This window comes from Sphingomonas sanguinis NBRC 13937 (assembly GCF_001591005.1).
GTDB lineage: Bacteria > Pseudomonadota > Alphaproteobacteria > Sphingomonadales > Sphingomonadaceae > Sphingomonas > Sphingomonas sanguinis.
Map to the genome: position 1 here is coordinate 24353 of NZ_BCTY01000027.1, position 24510 is coordinate 48862.

The 24510-nt window shown below is 66.2% G+C and carries 23 protein-coding genes; 15 read left to right on the forward strand and 8 right to left on the reverse strand.

Translation table 11 applies throughout. The annotated features are described in order from the left end of the window. Window positions 1-3: 3 nt before the first annotated feature. From SSA01S_RS11925 to SSA01S_RS11935, 3 genes are all read left to right on the forward strand, one after another. Window positions 4-753 (forward strand): class I SAM-dependent methyltransferase, encoded by a 750-nt coding sequence (locus SSA01S_RS11925; RefSeq protein ID WP_240954636.1) that lies wholly within the window; start codon window positions 4-6, stop codon window positions 751-753. 196 nt (window positions 754-949) lie between these two features. Then, complete coding sequence (locus SSA01S_RS11930; RefSeq protein ID WP_156477772.1) at window positions 950-1396, forward strand: hypothetical protein; 447 nt, start codon at window positions 950-952, stop codon at window positions 1394-1396. A 14-nt stretch (window positions 1397-1410) separates the two neighbouring features. Continuing rightward, entirely contained in the window at window positions 1411-2136 is a 726-nt protein-coding gene (locus SSA01S_RS11935; protein ID WP_240954635.1) for a TorF family putative porin, read from the forward strand. A gap of 52 nt (window positions 2137-2188) precedes the next feature. Here the strand turns inward: SSA01S_RS11935 and SSA01S_RS11940 are convergent, their stop codons facing one another. Beyond that, complete coding sequence (locus SSA01S_RS11940) at window positions 2189-2578, reverse strand: JAB domain-containing protein (RefSeq protein WP_061780525.1); 390 nt, start codon at window positions 2576-2578, stop codon at window positions 2189-2191. Between the two features lie 105 nt (window positions 2579-2683). On the opposite strand from SSA01S_RS11940, the gene SSA01S_RS11945 reads away from it, so the two are divergent. From SSA01S_RS11945 to SSA01S_RS11975, 7 genes are all read left to right on the forward strand, one after another. After that, on the forward strand, window positions 2684-3478 hold the full coding sequence (locus SSA01S_RS11945; protein WP_061780526.1) for a thymidylate synthase: 795 nt from the start codon (window positions 2684-2686) through the stop codon (window positions 3476-3478). Next, window positions 3475-3972: a dihydrofolate reductase gene (locus SSA01S_RS11950; protein WP_061780527.1), complete on the forward strand. Its 498-nt coding sequence runs from the start codon at window positions 3475-3477 to the stop codon at window positions 3970-3972. Before SSA01S_RS11945 ends, SSA01S_RS11950 begins: the two co-directional genes overlap by 4 nt. Window positions 3973-4093: 121 nt before the next feature. Next, window positions 4094-5128, forward strand: coding sequence for a GGDEF domain-containing protein (locus SSA01S_RS11955; protein ID WP_061780528.1), 1035 nt, complete (start codon window positions 4094-4096; stop codon window positions 5126-5128). A 33-nt stretch (window positions 5129-5161) separates the two neighbouring features. Next, window positions 5162-6100: a bifunctional riboflavin kinase/FAD synthetase gene (locus tag SSA01S_RS11960; protein WP_061780529.1), complete on the forward strand. Its 939-nt coding sequence runs from the start codon at window positions 5162-5164 to the stop codon at window positions 6098-6100. Between the two features lie 35 nt (window positions 6101-6135). Beyond that, a complete protein-coding gene (ileS, locus tag SSA01S_RS11965; RefSeq protein WP_061780530.1) occupies window positions 6136-8967 on the forward strand; it encodes an isoleucine--tRNA ligase in 2832 nt (943 codons plus the stop codon). Then, complete coding sequence (lspA, locus tag SSA01S_RS11970) at window positions 8960-9466, forward strand: signal peptidase II (protein WP_058716218.1); 507 nt, start codon at window positions 8960-8962, stop codon at window positions 9464-9466. Before ileS ends, lspA begins: the two co-directional genes overlap by 8 nt. Next, on the forward strand, window positions 9459-9872 hold the full coding sequence (locus SSA01S_RS11975) for a DUF3035 domain-containing protein (RefSeq protein ID WP_061780531.1): 414 nt from the start codon (window positions 9459-9461) through the stop codon (window positions 9870-9872). Before lspA ends, SSA01S_RS11975 begins: the two co-directional genes overlap by 8 nt. 187 nt (window positions 9873-10059) lie before the next feature. On the opposite strand, the gene SSA01S_RS11980 is transcribed toward SSA01S_RS11975, so the two are convergent. From SSA01S_RS11980 to SSA01S_RS12005, 6 genes are all read right to left on the reverse strand, one after another. Further along, a complete protein-coding gene (locus SSA01S_RS11980; protein ID WP_082795062.1) occupies window positions 10060-11214 on the reverse strand; it encodes an energy transducer TonB in 1155 nt (384 codons plus the stop codon). 191 nt (window positions 11215-11405) lie between these two features. Continuing rightward, window positions 11406-12242, reverse strand: coding sequence for a TorF family putative porin (locus SSA01S_RS11985; protein ID WP_061780532.1), 837 nt, complete (start codon window positions 12240-12242; stop codon window positions 11406-11408). Window positions 12243-12439: 197 nt separating this feature from the next. Then, complete coding sequence (locus SSA01S_RS11990) at window positions 12440-13732, reverse strand: mechanosensitive ion channel family protein (RefSeq protein WP_061780533.1); 1293 nt, start codon at window positions 13730-13732, stop codon at window positions 12440-12442. Further along, complete coding sequence (gene metC, locus SSA01S_RS11995; protein WP_061780534.1) at window positions 13729-14925, reverse strand: cystathionine beta-lyase; 1197 nt, start codon at window positions 14923-14925, stop codon at window positions 13729-13731. The genes SSA01S_RS11990 and metC overlap by 4 nt, the downstream gene beginning before the upstream one ends. A gap of 4 nt (window positions 14926-14929) precedes the next feature. Beyond that, window positions 14930-15775, reverse strand: a complete 846-nt coding sequence (locus SSA01S_RS12000) for a sulfurtransferase (RefSeq protein ID WP_061780535.1) — start codon at window positions 15773-15775, stop codon at window positions 14930-14932. 199 nt (window positions 15776-15974) lie between these two features. Next, on the reverse strand, window positions 15975-17507 hold the full coding sequence (locus tag SSA01S_RS12005) for a cryptochrome/photolyase family protein (RefSeq protein ID WP_061780536.1): 1533 nt from the start codon (window positions 17505-17507) through the stop codon (window positions 15975-15977). Window positions 17508-17527: 20 nt separating this feature from the next. On the opposite strand from SSA01S_RS12005, the gene queF reads away from it, so the two are divergent. From queF to SSA01S_RS12020, 3 genes are all read left to right on the forward strand, one after another. After that, window positions 17528-17968, forward strand: coding sequence for a preQ(1) synthase (gene queF / locus SSA01S_RS12010; RefSeq protein ID WP_061780537.1), 441 nt, complete (start codon window positions 17528-17530; stop codon window positions 17966-17968). A 121-nt stretch (window positions 17969-18089) separates the two neighbouring features. Further along, entirely contained in the window at window positions 18090-18863 is a 774-nt protein-coding gene (locus SSA01S_RS12015; protein ID WP_167348914.1) for a PEPxxWA-CTERM sorting domain-containing protein, read from the forward strand. A gap of 199 nt (window positions 18864-19062) precedes the next feature. Further along, window positions 19063-19956 carry a hypothetical protein gene (locus tag SSA01S_RS12020; RefSeq protein ID WP_061780539.1) on the forward strand — a complete coding sequence of 298 codons (894 nt, stop codon included), beginning with the start codon at window positions 19063-19065 and terminating at the stop codon, window positions 19954-19956. Between the two features lie 20 nt (window positions 19957-19976). Here the strand turns inward: SSA01S_RS12020 and SSA01S_RS12025 are convergent, their stop codons facing one another. Then, window positions 19977-20543, reverse strand: a complete 567-nt coding sequence (locus SSA01S_RS12025) for a hypothetical protein (protein WP_061780540.1) — start codon at window positions 20541-20543, stop codon at window positions 19977-19979. A 265-nt stretch (window positions 20544-20808) separates the two neighbouring features. Here SSA01S_RS12025 and SSA01S_RS12030 point away from each other — a divergent pair, with 265 nt between their 5' ends. Together SSA01S_RS12030 and SSA01S_RS12035 are read left to right on the forward strand one after the other, a co-directional pair. Then, window positions 20809-23079, forward strand: a complete 2271-nt coding sequence (locus SSA01S_RS12030; protein ID WP_061780541.1) for a glycosyltransferase family 4 protein — start codon at window positions 20809-20811, stop codon at window positions 23077-23079. Window positions 23080-23139: 60 nt separating this feature from the next. Next, complete coding sequence (locus SSA01S_RS12035) at window positions 23140-24423, forward strand: glycoside hydrolase family 130 protein (RefSeq protein WP_058716964.1); 1284 nt, start codon at window positions 23140-23142, stop codon at window positions 24421-24423. The last annotated feature ends 87 nt before the right edge of the window (window positions 24424-24510 follow it).

Below are 24510 nucleotides of genomic sequence, written 5' to 3' on the forward strand. Positions count from 1 at the left end.
CGCATGCGGGGGGCACGGGCCATCCTGGCGGCGACGCTCGCCATCGCGCTGGGGGGCGCGATCTCGGCGTGCGACGGATCGAAGCCGCTCATCCCGCACAAGGATGAGGAGGAGGAAAAGATCGGTCCCTTCCCGGCGGCCGATCGCCCGGTCGCCCATGTCGTGTCCGCCCGCTGGTCGAACGAGGACGAGCGCGATCGCCTGCGCGAGGCGGATCAGGTCATGGACCGGGCGGAAATCCGGCCCGGCATGACGGTCGCCGATATCGGCGCGGGCGAGGGTTATTACACCGTCCGCCTGGCGCAGCGTGTCGGCAAGAACGGTCGCGTGCTGGCCGAGGATATCGTCGCCGCCTGGCGTGACCAACTGGCCGAGCGTGTCTCGCGCGAGCGGCTGGACAATGTCAGCGTCCGCCTGGGACTGCCCGCCGATCCCAAGCTGCCGCCCAACAGCTTCGACCGGGTGCTCATGGTGCATATGTATCATGAGATCGCGCAGCCCTATGAGTTCCTCTGGCGGCTGTTCCCTGCGCTGAAGCCCGACGGGCTGGTCGTGGTGGTCGACGCCAACCGCCGCACCCGCGCGCACGGCACGCCCCCCGCGCTCCTGAAATGCGAGTTCGCGGCGGTCGGCTTCACCCAGGTATCGATCCAGAACATGCCCTCGGCGGGCGGTTATCTGGCGACCTTCCGCGCCACCGGCCCGCGCCCCGAGCCCAACGCGATCCGGCCGTGCCGGATGAAGGATAATTAGGCAGGCCATGGCGGGCAACGCGCCCGTCGTCCCTTCTTCTCGAGCTGCATGGCCGGGTAATCGATGAAAAGTCGTCACGGCGGTGACGGACTTGAAACATGACAGCTTTGTCATGCATTGATCCGGTGTCGGCTCCCGACGGGGTCGGCAGGCCATCGGCCAGAATAGGCCGAGGCACCGCAAGAAGGAGATGACCATGCATATGCTTTTGATGGCCGGGCTGGCACTCGGCGCGGCGGCCGCTTCCGAGGGCGCGTTGGAGCACCAGGTACAGCTGGATCACCATTCGGGGCCCGTCGCGGTCCGTTACAGCGCGGATGTCGGCGTGACCCACAAGCAGATCGGCGCGGTGACCACCGGCGGTCGCCCCTCGACGCTGCGCTGCCTGTGGAGCGCGAACGTCACCGTGCACCGAGAGGCGCGCGGGGCCACCGGCACTTCCCTGATGCGCAGCGCCGCGCGGGACGGCGTGATCGAGGGCAGTCGTCCGGGCTGGTGCACCACCCAGCGCGCCGCGATCGCCCAGGAGGTAGCCGCCCGTCGCGACGCGGTGCAGGAGCATCTCCAGGCGGTGGCGCAGGAGGATCATGGTCTGCTCCGCTCCGAGCTGGACAGACTGCATAGCGAGACGCGTACCGGATGAAAGATAGCAAGTTGATGTTGGGCGCCCTGCTGGGCGTCATCCTGGCCACGCCGGTCTTCGCGCAGGAGCAGCGGCCCGCCATCGGGGTCGAGTTGAACAGCGACGAGAATCGCCGAGGACTGAGCTGGAGCGGGGGGCGGGTATCGCCCTCCGCCGATATCTTCGCGACGAGCGGTCCGTTCGAGGCGAGCGGCCGGATCGTCGCGTTGCGCGAGTCGGAGCGGCATGGCGGTGCCGGGGTGGTCGGCGACCTGACCCTGGGGGCCAGCACGATGGTTGGCCTGGTCACGGTGCGTGGGCGGGTGACCGGCCATCTGTTCGGCGGCGCGGGCTTCAACGCCGATTATGTCGAGCTGGGCGGTTCGGCCGCCTATACGCTGGGTCCGGTGCAGCTGGATGCCGGAGCCGACTACGCCCCGTCGCAAAGCGCGATCGGCGGCGACAATCTCTATCTTCATGCGGGGGCGCAGAGCGGCATTCCTGGCACCCCCTGGACCGTTCTCGCCGGGATCGGCCGATCGACCGGCAAGACCGACGATCCGTTCCGCGCCGCGCGGCTGCGTCCCGGCGGCGACTATACCGACTGGCGGCTGGGCGTGGAGCATGTGACCGGGCCGGTGACGCTGGGCCTGGACTATGTCGGCACCGATGTGTCGGAACGCGCGGCCTCGGCCTTTATGCTCGCCGATGCACGGCATTCGGGCGACCGGATCGTCGGACGAGTGCGGTTCAGCTTCTGAGCCGCGGGCCGGTGCCGCGAAACGGGCCTTCAGCCCGTTTCTAAAACGCTTTTCAGACCAGCCCCATCTCGCGCAGGCTGAGCACCGCACTGCCCGCCAGGATCAGGTGATCGAGCAGCGTTAGGTCCAGCGCGCCCAGCCCCTGCGCCAGCCTTCGGGTCAGTGACAGGTCGGCGGGGCTGGGGCGGGGATCGCCATCGGGGTGGTTGTGCGCGATCATCACTGCGCTGGCCGAGAAGAACAGGGCATCGCGGACGATGCGCGTCATGGGGACGGCCACGGCGTCGGTCACCCCTGCGACATGACGCAAGCCCAACAACATCCGTTCCGAACCCAGATAGGCGATGCCCAGCGTCTCCCGCTCGGCTTCCTTCAGCCCCGCGAACAGCCGAAGCGCGTCGCGGCGCGTCTGGATACGGGGAACAGGAAGGGGATAAGCCAACACCCCAGGGTCCTGACGCCAGGATATGACCGATGCACGTCGCACTGGCTTCATTCCCGACAGGATTGCTTGGCGGCGGGCGCGCGTGGCGCTAGGCCGGTGGCCATGCGGCAATATCTCGACCTCATGGACCGGGTGCTGACCCAGGGCGTCCGCCAGATGGATCGGACCGGCACGGGCACGCTGTCGGTCTTCGGCCATCAGATGCGATTCGATCTGGCGAAGGGCTTCCCTGTCCTGACCACCAAGAAGCTCCACCTGCGCTCGATCATCGTCGAGCTGTTGTGGTTCCTGCGCGGCGACACCAATGTCCGCTGGCTGCAGGACCGCCGGGTGAGCATCTGGGACGAGTGGGCCGATGAGACGGGCGATCTCGGCCCCGTCTATGGCAAGCAGTGGCGCGACTGGGCGACGGCCGATGGCCGTCATATCGACCAGATCGCCGAGCTGGTGGAGCAGATCCGCACCCAGCCCGCCTCGCGCCGCCAGATCGTGTCGGCCTGGAACCCCGGCGACCTGCACGCCATGGCGCTGGCGCCCTGCCACTGCCTGTTCCAGACCCATGTCGCCAATGGCCGCCTGTCGCTGCAGCTCTATCAGCGGTCGGCCGACATCTTTCTGGGCGTGCCGTTCAACATCGCCTCCTATGCGCTGCTGACCCATATGCTGGCGCAGCAATGCGATCTGGAGGTGGGCGAGTTCATCTGGACCGGCGGCGACTGCCACCTGTACCTGAACCATCTGGAGCAGGCGCAGACCCAGTTGGGGCGTGAGCCCGGCGCGTTGCCGCGTCTGGAAATCCTGCGTCGTCCGGCGGCGATCGATGCCTATGAGCCGGAAGATTTCGTGCTGCACGACTATGTGGCGCAACCGCATATCAAGGCGCCGGTCGCGATATGATCGTCCTGATCCTGGCGCGCGCGCGCAACGGCGTGATCGGCCGCGATGGCGGACTGCCCTGGCACCTGCCCGCCGATCTGAAGCGGTTCAAGGCGGTGACAATGGGGCGGCCGATGATCATGGGCCGCAAGACCTTCGACAGCTTTCCCGCGCCGCTGCCCGGACGACGGCATATCGTGCTGACGCGCGACCGCGCATGGCAGGCGGCGGGGGCCGAGGTCGCGTACGATGTGGCCGATGCACTCGCCCTGGCGGGGGACGGCGATGTCTTCGTGATCGGCGGCGCGGAGATCTTCGACCTGTTCCGCGATCGGGCCGATCGTATCGAGCTGACCGAGATCGACTGCGATGCAGAGGGCGACACCATCGTCGCGCCCTTTGCTGGCTGGTGCGAAGTTGATCGCCAGTCCCATCCTGCTGTGGACGGTCGGCCGGGCTATTCATTTGTGACGTTACTGCGCAAACAGAAAGATAATGTGGTTAAGGCCGGTTAACGACGTCCCGAAAATTTTGTCCCGCGCCCGTCTTCATTCGCGATCCGAACGGCCTTAGGCTGGCGGCAACGACGAAATGCGGTCCGTGTCCCGCATTCATCTTGGGGATGGATCAGGCATCATGGTCATGGACTGGGATAGCGACGGGCGTATGCGGCCGGAAACCGATCCTCCCGGCCTGTTCGACGCCAGCCGCGAGGCCTTGTCGTTCCTCGACCAGCACAGCCTTCCGCGCACCACCGACAGCTATGCCCTGGCGTTGCAGGCGGTCCTGCACCCTTATGGTCCCCTGGGACTGGAAGTGGCGCAGCGGACCGATGGCGGCGTCCGCCTGACCGACGAGGATGTGCGGAGCCTGATGCCGCTGGTCCGCCAGCATGAGATGGCCGAGCGGCATGAGGACCGCACCCGGATGGAGCGCAAACTGGGCGAGCAGGCGGAGCGGCTGGAATCGCTGACCGCCGATGCGCGCCAGATCACCGGCGGCTTCACCAGCGAGTTCGCGGCCCTGTCCCATGCGCGCAGCGGCGGCAACGACATGGGGCCCGATTCGGGCGCGGTCGCACTGCTGCTGGAACAGTTGATCGCGCGCATCGCCCGGACCGAGCGCGATCTGGAAGAGCTGGCGGGTCATGTCGCCGCGCTGCGCACGCGCATCGACTCGGTGTCACAAAGCGACGATGTCGACCCGCTGATCGGCGTCATGAGCCGGACCGGCGCGCGCGCCCTGATCGAGGGGCTGGCCAGCGACCCGCATGGCTATGTCATCGCGACGTGCAGCGTCGACGATCTGGAGGGGATCAACGAACGTTATGGGCGGTCGGTCGCCGACAATGTCCTGCGCGCCTTTGTCGCCACGCTGCGCCAAAGTTGCGAGGGGGCGGAGATCATCCGGTGGCAGGGCAATCTGTTCGTCGTCGTGCTGCGTGGTCGTCCGCTGTCGATGGTGGCGGGCATGATAGAGGATGCGCGCGGTGCGATGCAGGCCCGGACGCTGCGCCTGCGCGGTTCGGGCGCGCCGATCGGCGTGGTCACCCTGTCAGGCGGGGTCGCGGTCGGCGTCGGCGTGGTGATGGAGCAAACCTTCCACAAGGCCGAATCGCTGCGCGCGCTGGCGGTCGAGGGGAGTGGCAACCGCGTGTTGTCGCGCGCCTAGCCAATTTGGCGCGGCCTGTTATAGCGCGCGGCCATGCAGCGTGTTGACGGCGCGGGGGCGATCCCCGCGCATCTGGCGGGCGGTATCGTCGCGCTGGGCAATTTCGACGGTTTTCATCTGGGGCATCAGGCGGTGGTCGGTGCCGCGGTGGCGCGTGCGCGGGCGGAGGGACGCCCCGCGCTGGTGGCGACCTTCGATCCGCATCCGATCCGCTATTTCAAGCCCGATGCCGCCCCCTTTCGCCTGACCACGCTTGACCAGCGCGAGCAGTTGTTCGCGGCGGCCGGGGTGGATGCGATGATCGTGTTCGGCTTCGACGCCGAACTGGCCGCCTTGTCGGCGGAAGCGTTCGTCGAGCAGCGGCTGCTGGCGGCCCTGAAGGTCGGCGGGGTGGTGACGGGCGAGGACTTCACCTTCGGCCGCGCGCGCAGCGGCGATGTCAACGCGTTGCGTGCCTGGGGGAGGGCCCGTGGCTTTTCCACCGATGCGGTCGCGCCCGTCAGGCTGGACGGCGAGACCATCTCGTCCAGCCGGATTCGCGCCGCCCTGATCGCGGGCGATGCGGAAACGGCGGCGCGGCTGCTGACCCGGCCCTATGCGATCGAGGGCGTGGTGCAGCATGGCGACAAGCTGGGCCGCACGATCGGCTATCCGACCGCCAATCTCGACATGGGCGAATATTTGCGTCCCGCCTATGGCATCTATGCGGTGCGTGGGCGGCTGGACGACGGCCGTGTTTTAAACGGGGCGGCCAATCTGGGAATCCGCCCCAGCTTCGATCCGCCCAAGGAATTGCTGGAGCCGCATTTCTTTGATTTCGCGGGCGATCTTTATGGGCGAACCGTGTCGGTCGAGTTGATCGACTATCTGCGGCCCGAGGCGAAGTTCGATACGCTGGACGCACTGGTCACGCAGATGGACGCGGATTGTGCCCGGGCGCGCCAGATACTTTCGTCGCATAATCCGGCATGACGTGTTAACCTAAAGGCGCTAAGGGCCTGTCCCCTATGAGCGACGCGCCCGATTACCGCGACACCGTCTTCCTGCCGAAGACCGATTTCCCCATGAAGGCGGGACTTGCCGCCAAGGAACCGGCGATTCTGGATCGCTGGGCCAAGATGGGGCTGTACGACCGCCTGCGCCGCGAGCGCGCCGGGCGCGAGCGGTTCATTCTGCATGACGGCCCGCCTTATGCGAATGGCGACATTCACATGGGCCATGCGCTCAACAAGGTGCTGAAGGACATCATCGTCCGTTCGCAGACCCTGCTGGGCAAGGACGCGCCCTATGTCCCCGGCTGGGACTGTCACGGCCTGCCGATCGAGTGGAAGGTCGAGGAGGCGTATCGCGCCAAGAAGCTGAACAAGGACGAGGTGCCCGTTGCGCAGTTCCGCGCCGAGTGCCGCGCCTATGCCGATACCTGGGTGGGCACGCAAAAGGCGCAGTTCGAGCGGCTGGGCGTGATGGGCGACTGGGCCAATCCGTACCTGACCATGACCTATGACGCCGAGGCGGTGATCGCGGGCGAGCTGCTGAAGTTCGCCGAATCGGGTCAGCTCTATCGCGGCGCCAAGCCGGTCATGTGGTCACCAGTCGAAAAGACCGCGCTGGCCGAGGCTGAGGTCGAATATGAAGACATCGTCTCGACCCAGATCGATGTCGGGTTCGAGGTCGCATCCTGCCCCGAATATCCCGATCTGGTCGGCGCGCTGGCGGTCATCTGGACCACCACCCCCTGGACGATCCCGGTCAACCAGGCGCTGAGCTATGGCGAGGCGATCGACTATCTGCATTTCGAGTGCGACGGCCGTCGCTATCTGGTCGCAGAGCCTTTGCTGCCCGCCTTTACCAAGCGCACCGGCATTTCGATGAAGGGCTTCCTGGCACTGGCCAAGGGGCCGGTGCTGGAGGGTGCGACCGCGCTCCACCCGATGCACAAGCTGGGCGGTTTCTTCGCCAAGCCCCGTCCGTTCCTGCCGGGCGAGTTCGTTACCACCGACGCCGGTACGGGCCTGGTCCATATGGCCCCCGATCACGGCGAGGACGACTTCCTGCTGTGCAAGGCGCATGGCATCGATCCGGTCTTCGCGGTGCAGGGCGACGGCACCTATCGCGCCGACTGGGCGTGGTTGGGCGGCCAGGGCAGCGTCATCAACAAGAAGTTCGTCGCCGCCGAGGGGCCGATCTGTTCGGACCTGCGCGAGGTTGGCGCGCTGCTGTCCGCCTCGGACGATTTCCAGCACAGCTATCCGCATAGCTGGCGGTCCAAGGCCAAGGTCATCTTCCGCGCCACGCCGCAATGGTTCATCCCGATGGACCGCGCCGACACTTCGCTGATCCCCGATCTGGCGATGGCCAATGTCGACCCGATCTCGGGCGTGACGCCGCTGCTCACCGTGCCGCTGGGCAATGGCGCGACGCTGCGCCAGACCGCGCTGGACGCGATCGAGCGCACCCGCTGGGTGCCCGAGCGCAGCCGCAACCGCATCCGTTCGATGGTGGAGGGCCGTCCCGACTGGGTCATCAGCCGCCAGCGCGCCTGGGGCGTGCCGATCGCGCTCTATGTGAACCGCCAGACCGGCGAATATCTGGCCGACAAGGCGGTCAATGCCCGCATCCTCGACGCTTTCCGCGCGGGCGGGGCGGATGCGTGGTTCACCGCCGATCACCAGGCGCTGCTGGGTGCCGATTATAACCTGGCCGATTACGAGCCGGTCAACGACATCCTCGACGTGTGGTTCGACTCCGGCTCGACCCATGCCTTCGTGATCGAGGCGCGCTATGGCGAGGGCACGCGCGCGAACCTGTATCTGGAGGGCTCGGACCAGCATCGCGGCTGGTTCCAGTCGTCGCTGCTCGAATCCTGCGGCACGCGCGGCCGCGCGCCGTACGATGCGGTGCTGACCCACGGCTTCGCGCTGGACGGGCAAGGGCGCAAGATGTCCAAGTCGCTGGGCAATGTCGTCGATCCGCTGAAGATCATCGGCGAGTCGGGGGCCGACATCCTGCGCATCTGGACCGCCTCGACCGACTATTTCGAGGATGTCCGCATCGGCAAGGAGGTGCTCGCCACCGCCTCGGACAGCTATCGCAAGCTGCGCAACACCTTCCGCTACATGCTCGGCGCGCTCGACGGGTTTACGGAAGAAGAGCGCATCTCGTTCGATGCGATGCCCGAGCTGGAGCGCTATGTCCTTGCCCGTCTGACCGCGCTCGACACCGAGCTGCGCCGGGCGGCGGACGCCTATGAGTTCAACCGCTATCTGCGCGCGCTGACCGATTTCGCGAACGAGGACCTGTCGGCCTTCTTTTTCGATATCCGCAAGGACTCGCTCTATTGCGACGCCGCGACCGATCCGAAGCGTCGTAGCTATCGCACCGTGCTCGACATCCTGTTCCATGCGCTGGTCCGCTATGCCGCGCCGATCCTGTGCTTCACCGCCGAGGAAGTGTGGCAGTCGCGCTTCCCGTCGGAGGATGGCTCGGTCCATCTGCTCGAATGGCCGGAACTGCCGCAGCTGGGCGAGGACGAGGCGCTGATGGCGCGCTGGACCGAGATTCGCGGCCTTCGTGCGCAGGTGACCGAGGCGATCGAGCCGCTGCGCCGCGAAAAGACCGTGCGTTCGTCCAACGAGGCCGAGGTGACCGTGCCGTCGCTGCCGCTCGAACCCCATGCACTGGCCGAGGCGTTCATCGTCGCCGATGTCAGCGTGGCTGATACGGTTACGGTCACGCGTACCGGGCATCACAAATGCGGCCGCTGCTGGCGTCACCTGCCCGACGTGACGGCGGATGGTGAGCTTTGCGGGCGCTGCGCGGAGGTGGTGGCGCATGGCTAAGTTTCCCCGCCTCGGCCTGCTGACGGCGTTGGCGTTGTTTCTGCTCGACCAGGTCATCAAATGGGCGATCACGGGTCCCAGCGGGCTTCGCGCGCTGGGGGACGTTCGCGAAATCGCCCCGATCTTCAACCTGCGTTTCGTGCCCAATTACGGCATCTCGCTGGGCCTGCTGACCGCCGACAGCAACGCGTCGCGTTGGGCGCTGGTGGCGATGACCGGCGCGATCGCCTTGGCGGTGGCCTTCTGGATGACGCGCGAGCGCAATCCGGTCGACCAGGTCGCGCTGGGCTGTGTGCTCGGCGGCGCGCTGGGCAATATCCTCGACCGGGTGCGCTTCGGTTATGTCGTCGACTTCGCCGATCTGCACTTCGGCGAGTGGCGTCCCTTTTTGGTCTTCAATGTCGCTGACGCAGCGATTACGATAGGCGTTCTGGTTCTGCTGGCGCGCGCGCTTCTCGTGCGCGACCGGCCCGCTCCCGTGGAGAAGAGCAATGCGTAAGTTGGTGCCCGTCATCGCAGGTCTGTCCTGCGCCGCGTTGCTGACGGGATGTGGGGCCGGGCGTGGCCTGGACCGGGCGCGTCCCGACGAATTCGCCGTCGCGCGCCAGCCCTCGCTGATCATCCCGCCCGATTTCGCGCTGGTGCCGCCCCAGCCGGGTGCCGCCCCCGTCCAGGCGCGCAGCGGCCAGCAGCAGACGCTGGATGCGCTGTTCGGCGGTCAGGCGGCGCGCAGCCAGTCGGAATATGGCCTGGTGCAGAACGCCGGGGCCGACAATGCCGATGTGGGCATCCGCTCGTCGGTCGGCGACCCCGGTACGAATGTCGTCGACAAGGGCGCGACCACCCGCGACATCGTCGCCGCCCCCGAAGGCGACGGCCAGGACGCGCGCGCGACCACCAAGTAAGCGTTCGTTTCGTTTGGAAAGGGGCCGGGGGCGGGAACGCCTGTCCGGCCCTTTTTCATTCCCATTCCTCCTGGCAAGGGGGGGACCAGCGAAGCTGGTGGATGGGGCGAGCGGCAAATGCCGTCATTTGCGGCGCTTCCCCTCCGTCAGGGCTTCGCCCTGCCACCTCCCCTGGCAGGGAAGGAATTCAGGACGCCGGAACCGGCGCCCCACCTTCGCCGCCCAGGCCACCGGGCGCGGGCGGCCCCATGTTGAAGCGCACCCGGTCGATGCAGCCGGTATAGCCCTGGTCGCTGGTCGGCAGGCGGGCGGCGCGGATCATCGCGATCGCCTGGGTCCCGAAATCGGCTGAGGGCTGGGCATCGACCACCGTCCAGTTGCCCGTCTCGCCCCAGGGGGCCACGTCATAGCGGATCACCGCCCAGCCCTCGATCGAGCGGCGGCGATAGGGCTCGGGAAAGCGCAGCTGCGGCGGGACGGCCCAGCCATGCTGGTCGGGGCAGTGGCCCGCGCCCTTGGTTTCGCGGATCGCCTCGGGCATGTCGGGGGCGGGCAGCTTGGCCGCGTTGCGCCAATAGGGATAGAGGCAACCCTTGCGCGCGCCCTTGGTGAAGCGCGACTCGCGCATCGCCTTCAGGCCGGCGGCATCGAGCGTCCGGTTGCCCGTGCCGGTCAGGACGGTCGGCGCGCGTACCTTGCCCGACGCGTCCACATCATAGCGGATCATCGTCCAGTCACGTACGCCGGGTGTCGCCGGGATGGTCGCGAAATCGGGATAATGCCGCTCCAGCGGCTGAGGCTGCGGCGGGTCCTGGCAATCTCCGGCCGCGTCGCGAATCCGCTTCCACCCTTCCTCGGGCAGGCGGCCCGACAGGGGATGGACGGTGTAGGACATCAACTCGGGCGCGTCCGCTTCGGCCATGGTGCTGCTGCGCATCGTGTAGGTGATGCTGCAGTCCTGATGCGGCGCGCGCTCGGCGAAGCGGCTGGCCGTCAGCGCGGGCGCGACATCGTCGGAATAGGGCACGAAGTCGGTGCCGCCCCGGCCGATCGACATCGGTCGGCCGGTGGCGTCGATCGCAAAGCGGATCGTGATGCTGCGCGCGCCGTTCCCGCCCGCCCAGCCCAGCTGGTTCCAAGGCCGTCGCACCGTCGATGGCCCGGCCAGCACCGCGCCGTCGCACCGGACCTCGCCGGGGCTCCATTGGATCAGGACGCGGGGGTTGGAGACCGAAATAATGGGCGGCGGAACATGGGCTTTGGGGGACTGGGCGGCGCCGGACGCCGTCACCAGGCCGAACGAGGCGATCAGGGCAGGGGCGGAGGGAAGGAACCGGATCATCGCGCGCTCCATGGGACGCGGCCGACAAGGGCCACCGCCATGGCGGGCCCGGACCGATCCGGGGCGCAGACTATGGGCTGCCGGGGTGCGAGGCGAGGGGGATTTTCACCCTTAATCCCGAAACCAAGAAAAAAGGGCGGCACCGCGATCGGCACCGCCCTTCTCCCCCCAAGAAACGCTCTCGCTGTCGATCAGAAGGCCGCGGTCAGTGAGAAGACCACCGTCGCATCCGAGATCGAGGCGCCCCCCGGCGTCTGATATTGCGAGAAGTTCGGCTGGATATAAGCCGCCTTCGCCTTGGTGATATCGGTGTCGACATAGGACACGTTGAACGTCAGGTTCTTGTGAACCGCGACATCCGCGCCCAGCGACCAGTCCCAATAGCTGCCGGTCGGGGCCAGGCTGGTGCCGTTGGGGCCCAGGCCCGGATTGCCCTTGGAATAGCCGATATGCGCCTTGGCGGTGATCGGCGTGTGCGGGATGGCGGCCGCGCCGTCGCCGGTCAGATAGATGTTATCCCAACGCTGGCCCCGGCTGTACGAGGTGTTGGAGAAGTTGCCGAGCGAGGTTTGCTTGGGCGCGTAATAGGCTCCTGCGGTCAGTGTCGCCGGACCCGCCGTGCCCGACAGGCGACCGAAGAATTCGACCACATCGCTTTCCGACGCGCCGCCCGGATAGGTGTACCAGGTCACGCCCGCATCGACGGTCGCGGTGCCATAGGTGTGCTTGTACCCGGCGATGCCGTCCAGCTCCATATTCGCGCCGCCGAACGTGCCCCAGCCCGCCAGGTTCGACGCGAAGGTGCCGATATAGAAGCCGCTTTCATGCGAAACGGTCATCGCGACCTGGACGGCGGCGTTCTTGTTGGTCTGCGACACGCCGCGCAGGCGATAGTCGGTCAGGACCGCGGCGCTGCCGCTGACGGTGATCGCCGAAGGCGCGGCGGTTTCGGAACCGCTGTCCTGCGCAAAGGCGGGAGTCGCGGCGACCAGCGAGAGGCCGCCAAGGAGGATCGTGGAGAAGCGCATCGTTTCCCTTCCAAACCGGAAATTCGATGTTCTCACCTGCAACCTCGCCCAGGTGCGGCCTCTATGTGTCGGGTGAAACCCGGCGGACCGTCTGCCGTAGCGAGGTCTGGAAGATTGGCAGGCGGTGGTGCACTGCACAAGCATAATCTAACATCCGGTGATGCCATGATGACGCGATGTTGCGCGAATAACACAGATCAGGCATCGAGATTCTCATGTCGCACCCCCGTGGGCAGCGACCGGATATGGATGTCGCGCTGGGGATAGGGCAGGCCGATGCCATGCTCCTTGAACAGGAACCACAGGCGGTTGAGCACGTCGGAACGGACATTGCCGACGCCGCTTTCCGGGTCGCTGATCCACGCCAATATCTCGTGCTGGAGCGCATAGTCGCCAAAGCTCATCAGCCAGACGGTCGGCTTGGGGCTTTTCAGGACGCGCGGTGATTCGCGCGCGGCGCGCAGCATCAGTTCCTGCGCCAGCTTCAGGTCGTTGTCATAGGCGATGGACACGGGAATGCGGACGCGGACGTTGCGGTCGGAATAGGACCAGTTCTCCACCTCCTGCGTCATCAGATTCTCGTTGGGAATCAGATGCTCCTTGCCATCGCGGGTGATGATCGAGACGGCGCGTACGCCGATCTTGTTCACCCAGCCGATCTCATTCTGGAGCGCGATGACGTCGCCCGGCTTGATCGAGCGGTCCATCAACAGGATGATCCCCGCGATCAGGTTGCCGATCGTCTTCTGCAATCCGAAACCGATCGCCAGGCCGAAACCGCCCGAGAACAGCGCCAGGCTGGTCAGGTCGATCTCCAGCAGGTCCATCGCGAAGAAGAAGGCGAGGACGACGATGGCGATGCTGGCGAGTTTCTGCGCCAGCAGCTTCTGCGTCGGGTCCAGTCCGCGCGCATGGCCGATCCACTGCTCGGTGATCCGCGTGACGGCGCGGGTGACGGCGAGGATCGCGACCACCGTGACCAGCATCGTCACCAGCAGCATGACCGAGAATCGCCGCGACCCGACGGTGAAGCCGATCTGCTCGGCCAAGCGGCTGACCGGCTCCAGCCCACCGATCTCGCGGCTGAACAACGCCACGAAACACACGATCGCAAAGACCCAGGCCAACCAGCGCGGCAGGTTGAGCCCACGCAAGAGCTGGAACCCCGCCCGCGCCACCGACGCGCCCAGCGCCAGCCCGATCGGCACGCCCGCCAGCGAGTCCCAGGGCCAGATCGCACCCAGCGTCATCAGCAGGAAGGCGGCGGTGCCATGCCGGGTGATCGCGCAGATGCGGGCGTGCAGCGCCTCGCCTTTCGCGATGGCGAAGCGCTGCACCATCGCGGCGATGGGCGGGCCGAGCTTGCGCCCCGCGACGACGCCGCCCGCCAGCATCGCCAGCGTCAGGACCGAGGCGACCGCCGCCTCCATGGCTTCGGCGCGGGTCGGCAGTTCGATGCCGCTCGCCTGAAGCCATTCGAACAGGGTCATCCGCGCGCTGCCCGGAAGCGGGCCAGCCCCCGGTCGAGATCGGCGATCAGGTCGTCCGTGTCTTCCAGCCCGATCTGGAGCCGGATCAGCGGCCCGGCGAATTCGCGCCTCGTCACGCTGCGATAGCGATGCGGGTCGGCGGGGATGGCCAGGCTCTCATACCCGCCCCAGCTGAAGCCGAGGCCGAAATGCGCCAGCCCATCGAGCATCGCGGTACGCGCGGCGTCGTTGCCGCCGTCGAGTACGAAGGCGAACAGTCCGCTCGACCCCAGGAAATCGCGCGCAAAGACCTCATGGCCGGGGCAGGAGGGAAGGGCGGGGTGAAGCACCTGCGCTACGCCCGGCTGTTCGGCCAGCCACTTGGCGATGGTCAGCGCGCTCTGCTGATGCTGGGCAAGGCGAACGCCCATGGTGCGCAGCCCCCGGCTGCCCAGATAGGCGTCGTCGGGGCTGGCGACCTGGCCCAGCTGGAAACTCGTGTCGCGGAGCGCCGCCCAGTGCGAAGGCGCGGCGGTTACCGACCCCAGCATCGCGTCCGAATGGCCGACGATGTATTTGGTGCAGGCCAGCACCGTCAGGTCGACACCCTTGGCGATGGCGGGGAAGAACAGCGGCGTCGCCCAGGTGTTGTCGAGGATCGTCGTGATCCCACGCGCCTTGGCGATTTCGACGATGGCGGGAATATCCTGCACCTCGAACGTCAGCGAGCCGGGGCTTTCGAGGAAGATCGCGCGTGTGGCCGGGCCGATCAGCTCGGCAATGCCCGCCCCGACCAGCGGATCGTAGAAGCGCGTCGTGATCCCCATCCGCGCCAGCAGTCCGGTCGCCAGCCCCCGTGTCGGGTCATAGGCGCTGTCGACCAGCAGCAGTTCGTCACCCGGCGACAGGACCGACAGCAAGGCCGCTGCGATCGCCGCCACGCCCGAAGGATAGAGGAAGGTCGCCCCCGCCCCCGGCTCCAGGCTGGTCAGCGCATCGGCCAGCGACCATTGGGTGGGCAGACCCTTGCGACCGTAGAACAGCGTCTCGTGCAGATCGCCTGCACCGGTGGCGCGCATATGGGCGACATTATCGTACAGCACCGTCGAGCCGCGCCAGACGGGGACGTTGACCACGCCCTTGGTCCACTCGGGGCGACGGCCCGCCTGGACCAGACGGGTGGCGGGCTTGATGGGCAGGTCGTCGTCGGTCATCGTTTCAAGCGTCTTTCGCTTTGGGGGTGCTGGGGTCGGAGCCCCATTCGGTCCAGCTGCCGTCATAGACCGGCATCAGGCCGCCGATCCGCTCCGCCCCGAAGGCGAGGACGCAGGCGGTGATGCCAGAGCCACAGGTGGCGACCATCGGCTTGGCGGGATCGACCCCGGCGGCGGCGAATTCGGCGGCGATGGCGTCCGGGGATTTCCAGCGGCCATCGGCCTCGAACAGGCGGGAATAGGGCAGGTTGATCGCGCCGGGGATGTGGCCGGGCTCGACACCGGGGCGCGGTTCGGGCTCGGCCCCGGCGAAGCGGCCGGGCGAGCGGGCGTCGACGATCTGGGCATCGCCCGCCTCGACATGGGTGCGGACTTCGCGAAGGCTGCGCACGCGGGCCAGATCGGCTTGCGCGAGGAACAGGCCGGGGGCTTCGGGCGCGCCCGCCGGGCCGACCGTGACCGGGTGACCGGCGGCGCGCCAGGCCTCCAGCCCGCCATCGAGCAGCGCCACCGATGGCGCGCCGAACAGGCTGAGCAGCCACCAGACCCGCGCGGCGCTGTGCAGCGGTGAGCGGTCGTAGAGGATGATCCGGTCGGCATGGCCGACACCCGCCTCGCTCAGTGCATGGGCGAAATGCTCGGCCGGGGGCAACGTCATCGGCAGGTCGCTGTCGGGATCGGCGAGCACCCCCATCGGCAGGAAGCGGGCGCCGGGGATATGCCCGTCCTCGAAGCCGTGTCGGGCCCTGGTGCCGTCCGGGTCGTCGAGGAAATAGGTAACGTCGAGGATGCGCACGTCCGCCTCGCCTGCGATGGCGGCGAGCTCTTCCGGGGTGATGAGTGGCGGCATCTTGGGGCTCCTCGGTCGGTGGGTCCGTACCTAGGCGCGTTGGGGGCGGGGTCGCAAGCCAAGCTAAAGCCCCTCTCCCGGCAGGGGGAGGGGTTGGGGAGGGGCTAGGGCCACGGGCGATGGTCTCGGTGAGACGTCATGCCCTCCCCCATCCCCTCCCGTTTACGGGAGGGGAGCGGCTAAAGGTGAGCGCGGGGAACTACTCCAACCCCTTCAAATACCCCGCTGCCTGCGCCCGCACCGCCTTGCGGTCCGCCTCCGCCATCCGGTTCCAGTTCCGGTACGCCATCGCCATCCGCACATTCCCCTCGAACCGCTCTTCGTGCCGCGCGAGGAAGTCCCAATAGAGCGCGTTGAACGGGCAGGCGTCCTCGCCGACCCGCTGCTTCACGTCGTAGCGGCAGGACCCGCAATAATCCGACATGCGGTTGATATAGGCCCCGGACGACACGTACGGCTTGGACGCGATGATACCGCCATCGGCGAACTGGCTCATGCCGACGACATTGGGCAGCTCGACCCATTCATAGGCGTCGATATATATTTCCAGATACCAGCGATGCACCTCCGCCGGGTCGGCACCGATCCGGATGGCGTAATTGCCCGTCACCATCAGCCGCTGGATATGATGGGCATGCGCGGTGTCGAGCGTCTGGCCCAGCGCCTGCGCCATGCAGTGCATGTCGGTCTCGCCCGTCCAGTAGAAGCCGGGCAGTTTGCGATGCGCGTGCAGGAAGTTGCGCTCCACATAATCCGGCCCGACATGCCAATAGAGCCCGCGCACATATTCGCGCCAGCCGATGATCTGACGGATATAGCCCTCGACCGAGTTGAGGCTGGCGTTGCCGTCCTCGTATTCCCCCTCCGCCATCCGGCAGAGGTCGAGCGGGTCGAGCAGCCCCGAATTGATATAGGGCGACAGGACCGAGTGCCAGAGCTGGTGCTGGCCGGTCAGCATCGCGTCCTGATAGTCGCCGAACTTGGGCAGGCCATGCGCCATGAACGCTTCGGCCTGGGCTCGCGCGTCCTCGGCGGTGACGGCATAGGCGAAGCCGTCGAGCGAGCCGGGATGATTGTCGAACCGTCCGGCGACGAGCTTCAGCACGTCGCGGGTGATCGCATCGGGCACGAACGTCAGCGGCTCTGGCGGCGTGTCCTTCTTGGGCGCGGGCTTGCGGTTGTCGGCATCGTAATTCCACTTGCCGCCCTCGGGCTTGTCGCCCTTCATCAACAGGCCGGTCTTGCGGCGCATCAGGCGGTAGAAGAACTCCATGCGGAGTTCCTTGCGATCCTTCGCCCAGTCCTCGAACTCGGCCTGGCTGGCGATGAAGCGGGTGTCGGGGCGGATGTCGACGGGGATGCCAAACATCGTCTCCCATGCCTCCAGCATGGCGGCGACCCGCCATTCGCCCGCCTGGGTCACGACGATGCGTTCGGGATCGTGCCGTTCGACCGCGCGCGCCACCTCGCCGGTAAAGCTGCCCGCATTGTCGGGGTCGTCCAGCTTGACGTAGTCGACCGTCCAGCCCGCCTTCTTCAAGGCCTCGGCATGGTGGCGCATGGCGGACAGGATATAGGCGATCTTGGCCTTATGGTGGCGGACGTAACCCGTCTCGTCCTCGACCTCCATCATCAGCAGGATCGTGCGCCTGGGGTCCGCGCCCTCCAGCGATGACAGATTCATCGACAATTGGTCGCCGAGAATGGGGATCAGCGTTGGCGATTGGGGCATGATTATCCTACATAGCCTTCATGAAGCATCTCGGCCAGACCAGCGCGCTGCCCGCTTCCCCGGAAGAGGCGGTGCTCGATTATGTTCCCAACCCCCGTCCCGGACGGACCTATCTGGTCCGGTTCGCGGCACCCGAGTTCACCTCGCTGTGCCCGGTGACCGGACAGCCCGACTTCGCACACCTCGTCATCGACTATTTGCCCGGCGAGACGATCGTCGAGTCGAAGTCGCTGAAGCTGTTCTTGGGCAGCTTCCGCAATCATGCCGGTTTCCACGAGGATTGCACCGTCGGCATCGGCGAGCGATTGTTCGAGGAAATGAAGCCCGTTTGGCTGCGTATCGGCGGATACTGGTATCCGCGCGGTGGCATCCCGATCGACGTGTTCTGGCAATCGTCCGCGCCACCGGCCGATCTTTGGCTGCCGGATCAGGGGGTTGCGGGCTATCGCGGTCGCGGGTGAAAGCCTCCTAACGTCTCATTCATCCCTATATGAAACAGTGGAAATGTTTGAAGTCGATCATGTGTCGCGGTAATTCCGACTCATGATCGGCATCTTCGTGATGCGCGTAGGGAACAGGCTTGTGCAGAAGATCGTCAAATTTTTCGCGATGATGGCGGCGACGCTCGTCGGTCTGGGTGCGGCGGGCACCGCGAGCGCCAGCCCGACCATCCTGATCAACGATGCCAATGGCAGCCTGGTGTCCTATGACACGGCGACCAAGACCAGCACCGTGCTGGGCAAGACCGGCACCACGATGTTCGACATCGCGCTTAACAATGGGGGCGATCTGTTCGGCGTGGATGGCGGTTCGCTGTTCAAGATCTCGCAATCGACCGGCGCGAGCACGATGCTGGGTTCGCTGGGTTCGTTCGTCAATGGTCTGGTCTTCGGGGCGGACGGCACGCTTTTCGGCTCGGGCGACAACAATCTGTACAAGATCAACACGACCAATGGTCAGGCCAGCCTGGTCGGCTCGATGGGCGCGCTGCAGTCTTCGGGCGATCTCGCCTTCTTCAAGGGGCAGCTCTACCTCGCCAGCAATCTCGGCCTGGCCGTGGTCGACCCGACCACTGCCGCGACCCGTCTGATCGGCGGCACGCCCGATATCTTCGGCCTGGCCTCGACCGGTGACACGCTGTTCGGCGTCAAGGGCACGACGATCTACAATATCGACCCGACGACTGGCCTGGGCATCGGCGTGGCCTCCTATAGCGGCAGCGGTGCTTATGGTGCGGCGTCGGTGCCGGTCGCGGTGCCCGAGCCTGCGACCTGGGCGATGATGATGCTGGGCTTGGTGCTGGTGGGCTTTGTCCTGCGCCGCCGCGGCCATGCGCCGCGCGCCGCCATCGCCTGATCCCGTCACCCGACGTGGAAAAGCGACCGGTCGCCCGAAAGGGCGGCCGGTTTTTTCATGGGGTATCGCCAATTCTCGCTTGGATAAGGATTTCGCAACCGCTTTAGCGGCAGGAACGACGAGACGGGGCTGGCGATCGGCTCATCGTCGGGCGGGATCGTGCAAAGGCGGCCCTGCCGGTTCGTGATGGAGTGTTCGCGTGAAACATCTGCTCTGGAGCGCCTTTCCTCTTGCCGCGCTGGCGCTGTCCGGCTGCCAGTCCAAGTCCGACGGCCAGTCGGTCGCGACCGTCGATGGCCAGGCCATATCGACGCAAGGACTGGACGCCGAACTGGTGGATGCGCCGCCGGGTATCGATCGCCTCGCCTATCGCAAGACGATCCTGCCGCAATTGGTCGACCGCACCCTGCTGGCCCACGCCGCGCAGAAGATGGGACTCGACAAGACTCCCGAATATGCCGCCCGGCGCGAACGACAGGAGCAGAAGCTGCTGGTCGAGATGCTGGCCGAAAAGCTGGCCAACGCCGTGCCCGTGCCGACCGTCCAGGCGGTCGACGCCTATATCGCGGCGCACCCCTATGAGTTCGCGCAGCGGCAGAAATTCTATGTCGACCAGATTCGCTTCGCTCAACCGGCGAGCACCGAGGCGCTGCTGTCGCTCGGCCAGTATAAGACGCTGGACGCGCTGGCCGACGGGCTGACCCGCAATGCTACGCCCTTCAGCCGCGATCATGTCCTGATCGACTCGGCGTTCCTCGAACCCGCCGTCGCGGCGCAGGTCGCCAAACAGCCTTTGGCCGATCCGATCTTCCTGCCGTACAAGGGCGTCTATACCGCCAATGCGATCATCCAGCGGATGCCGACGCCGATCGCGGGCAATGTCGCACGCGGGCTGGCGGGCGAAATCCTGCGACGCAAGGCGATCGCCGATGCGATGGGCCAGACGCTGCAAAAGGCGCGCAAGGACGCCAGCATCACCTATCAGCCAGGCTATAAGCCCGACGGCAAGGCCCCCGCCGCCAGCAAGGCGATCCAAGACGCCACCGACCGCGCCCCCGGCGGGGCGGCGGCCTCATCGGGCGCGGGCGGGTAAGCCGCGCGCCCGAGGGACGATCAGCGCCCCGACAGGATCTGGAGATCGGTGTAGAGGAACTCACCGGTCGAACACATCACCTGCACCATCGGGGAGTCGGTCTTCAGCGGAAAGCTTTTCGTGTCGTCGCCGATCGTGACGACGACTTGGCGACCGTCATAGCTCAGGCGAAAGGGCTGAGCGACACCAAGCTTGTCGGTGACGCTGTGGGGCAGCATGTCGTCATCCCGCCCATTCGCCGTGAAGCCCGACATCTGGACGGGCAGGGGTTTGGTCCCCGGCGTCTTGGCATCCATGGCGAGCGCCACCAGTGTGAGACCGGCATAGCTCTCGGGCGATTGGCCGGCCGGTGTGGCGGAGGCGATCGTCAGCTTGGTGGACGGGATATAGGTCTTGTGCTCGGCCAGCGTATTTAGCTGGACCTTGCCGGTCACGATGAACGGCACCGACTCTACCGGCAGGTTCAATTCCGAAAAATGCCCCGGCGCGCTGTCGCAGTCATAGCTGATGCCCTTGGCATGGCTGGCCACGGCAAGCGAGCCCAAGGCCAATCCCAGTACGGCGCGGCCTATGATCGATCGCCACATCTGTCCCTCTCCCCCTACGAGGCCGATGATCCCGGCCCCGTCCCCTCGCGTGATAGCTTGGGCATGATATCGTTGCCATAGCGTCATGACGGCGGTGGCGAGGGAACAAGGTTTCGATCGCCTATTGTCCATCACGACCTCTTGCGGTTGCGGTGCAGCAAATATGTAATACGGTTTGCAACCTTCCCGGGTCAGGCGGGTTGACCTGCTGGCGAGAAAGATCGGCGGACCCGTCACTTTCCTCGCGCCTGCAAGGACATGCGATATGGTGGATGCGAACGGAACCGTGATCGAACGACTGGCGCTCATTGGAAATTTCCTGCCGCGTCAGTGCGGGCTCGCAACCTTCACCACCGATGTCCATTCCGCGCTGCGCAACCGTTTCCCGGAAATCGCCGTCGACGTCTATGCGATGGACGATCATCCCGGCCGCTACGCCTATCCCCCGGCGGTGACCGCCTCCATTCCGCAGCATGAGCGGTCCGCCTATCTCGACACCGCCCGCCGGATCGAGGCGAGCGGCGCGCAGGCCATCTGGGTCCAGCATGAGTATGGCATCTATGGCGGCGCAGCGGGCGAGCATCTGCTCGCGCTCCTCGACCGCACCACGCTGCCCGTGATCGCGACACTGCACACCGTGCTGGAAAAGCCCTCCGCGGACGAACGCCGCGTGATGGAAGGGCTGCTGCGGCGCTGCGCCCGCATCATCGTCATGGCCGAGAAGGGCCGCGACATCCTGCAGCGCGTCTATGGGGCCGATCCGCGTCAGATCGCGATGATCCCGCACGGCGTTCCCGATCGCGCGCTAATGTCGCCCGAGGCGCTGAAGCCACGCTTCAACTGGGAAGGGCGCAAGGTTGTGCTGACCTTCGGCCTGCTCGCCCCGAACAAGGGGATCGAGACGATCATCGAGGCGCTGCCCGCCGTCGCCGCGAACCATCCCGAGCTGCTCTATGTCGTGCTGGGCGCGACTCACCCCAATCTGATCGCGCATGAGGGTGAGGCGTATCGCGACCGGCTGAAGGCGCTGGCCGACACGCTGGGCGTATCCGGCAATGTCGCTTTCGTGGACTCGTTCGTCGAGCATGAGGAACTGCTCGACTATCTACAGGCCGCCGACATCTACGCGACGCCCTATTCCAACCCCGCCCAGATCACGAGCGGCACGCTGTCCTATGCGGTCGGTGTCGGCAAGGCGGTGGTATCCACTCCCTATGTCCATGCGACCGAGATTTTGGACGACGACCACGGCGTGCTGGTGCCGTTCGGCGATGTCGGGGCCTTTGCCCGCGAGATCGACCGGCTGCTGTCGGACGAGACGGCGCGCAACCGCCTGTCCGCCCGCGCCTATGCGCGCGGTCGCACCATGATCTGGCCTCGCCTGGCCGAAGCCGCGATCGAGCAATTCGCCACCGCCATCACCGCCCGCCCGCGCCGGATCGGCAGCGCCCCCCAGGCGTCGATCAAGCCGCTTGCGCCTGATCTGGCCGCTGTCGAGCGCATGAGCGATTCGACCGGCATGTTGCAGCATGCCATCTATTCGGTGCCCGACCGCCGCCATGGCTATTGCATCGACGACAATGCGCGCGCGCTGATCTTCATGACCCAGGCGCCGGATATCGATCCGGTGACGCGGGACAAGTGGACGACCATCTACGCCTCGTTCCTGCAATATGCCTGGAATCCGGAAGAGCGTCGCTATCGCAACTTCATGCGCTTCGACCGTAGCTGGTGCGAGGAGGTGGGGTCCGAGGACTCCAACGGCCGCACCCTCTGGGCATTGGGCGTGACCGCGCGCGACGCGCAGCAGGGCAAGCATCGCGACTGGGCCCAGATGTGGTTCGACGCCACCGCCTCGCTGGCGCTCGATCTGGGTTCGCTGCGGGCGCAGGCCTTTGCCATGCTGGGCGCGGCGGCCATGTTGGAAGCGCGGCCGGGGCATCAGCTGGCGCGCGCCATCCTCGAAAAGCTCCCCCCGCTGCACCTCGCTTTGCTGGAAGAGGCCCGGCGCCCGGAATGGCAGTGGTTCGAGATCGTGCTGGCCTATGACAATGCTCGCGTACCGCAGGCGCTGATCGAGGCGGGGCGTGCGCTGGGTCGGCAGGACTTGATCGATTGCGGCATCGCGACGCTGGAATGGATCGTCGCCAAACAGACCTCGCCCGAAGGCCGTTTCCGTGCGGTCGGCAGCGAGAGCTTCGGTCGCCCCTATGCCGAACCCTTGCAGTTCGACCAGCAGCCGCTGGAGGCGCATGCGACGGTGGAGGCATGCCGTTCGGCCTATCTCGCCACCGCCGATGCGCGCTGGATCGCTGAGGGGGAACGGGCCTATGGCTGGTTCCTGGGTGCCAATGACCTCGACCTGCCGTTGGCGACCGCGCATGACGGCGGCTGTTTCGATGGTCTGATGCCGACCGGGCTCAACCGGAACCAGGGTGCGGAGTCGATTCTGGCCCTGCAGCTCGCCAATTGCGCCATCGCAAGTCTTTGCCAATCCGCCTCATCCATGGCAGGAGCCGAACGTCATATCGCCTGATGCGGGATCGCATGGGGGGTGTGACGAGCGTTTTGGGTAACATGGCGAGACAGTAGCGCGATGGATTTGTTTAACCACCGGCTGCGGCTTCATGCCGATCCTTCGCGTGTCGTGGTACGACCGTTTCACATCGCCTGGGGCGGCGGCAACGGCGCGCCGCCGAGCCGCACCGAGCGTCTGGTCGGTGAGGTGCTGGCCATGTCGCCGCAGGAAGCGCGGGACCAGCTGGAAACCGTGCTGAAGGATTTCGAGGCACGGCACTGGCAGACGCGCCGCGTCTTCATGACCCGCTATGACCAGATCGAAGATTTGTTGAAGCTCGACGGATCGAAGATCGGTGATGAGAAGCGCCAGCTGATCGGGGCGTATTTCTGTCACGAGTACAGCTATGCCGCCGCCGCGCTGATGAACCCCTCGGCGGTGCCGCATTTCGACCAGACCGGCATCCAGCCGGGGTCGCAGCGTATCCTGATGTCGATGCGCGCGGTGGGCGAGGGGCATATTTCCTCGGTGGCCTTTCGCGAGGGCATCATCAACGATCAGAACCAGCTGCGCCTCGCGCCCGAGCCGCCATTCGCGACGGCGACCGACGTGCATGGCTGGGGCGACGATACGATGCCCAATGGGCCGATCACGGTGCACCGCCACCGCGACTCGACCTTGTCGGGCACGGTCATCTTCCCGATCACCCAGGCCCAGTCCAAGGGGCTGGAAGACATGCGGATCGTCCAGTTCACGCATGATGACGGCGCGCTGGAATGGATCGGCACCTACACGGCCTATGACGGTGCAGGCATTCAGTCCGAACTGATGCGCACCCGCGATTTCCGCTCGTTCGACCTGGTGCCGATGACCGGTTCGGCGGCGCGTAACAAGGGCATGGCGCTGTTCCCGCGCAAGGTGGCGGGCCAATATATGATGATCGGGCGGCAGGACGGTGAAAACCTTTTCCTGCTCAAGTCCGACTCGCTGACCCACTGGGACGAGGGCGAGAAGATCCTGACGCCTGTTTTCCCCTGGGAGCTGGTGCAGATCGGCAATTGCGGCCCGCCCATCGAGGTGGATGAAGGTTGGCTGATGCTGACCCACGGCGTCGGCGCGATGCGCAAATATTCTATCGGCGCGGCGCTGCTCGACAAGAACGATCCGTCCAAGGTGCTGGGCCGCACCAAGCAGCCGATCCTCGCTGCCAAGGATCAGGATCGCGAGGGTTATGTGCCCAACGTCGTCTATTCCTGCGGCGCGATCCGACACGGCGACTCGCTGTTCCTGCCTTATGGCATCGCGGACAGCTCGATCGGCTTTGCGTTCGTGAAGATCAGCGAGTTGCTGGCCGCCATGTAACGGCCTAGCGGCGCCCCTCTATTCCTCCCCTGCAAGGGGAGGGGGACCATGCAAAGCATGGTGGAGGGGTGTCCCCCTATCGAAAGC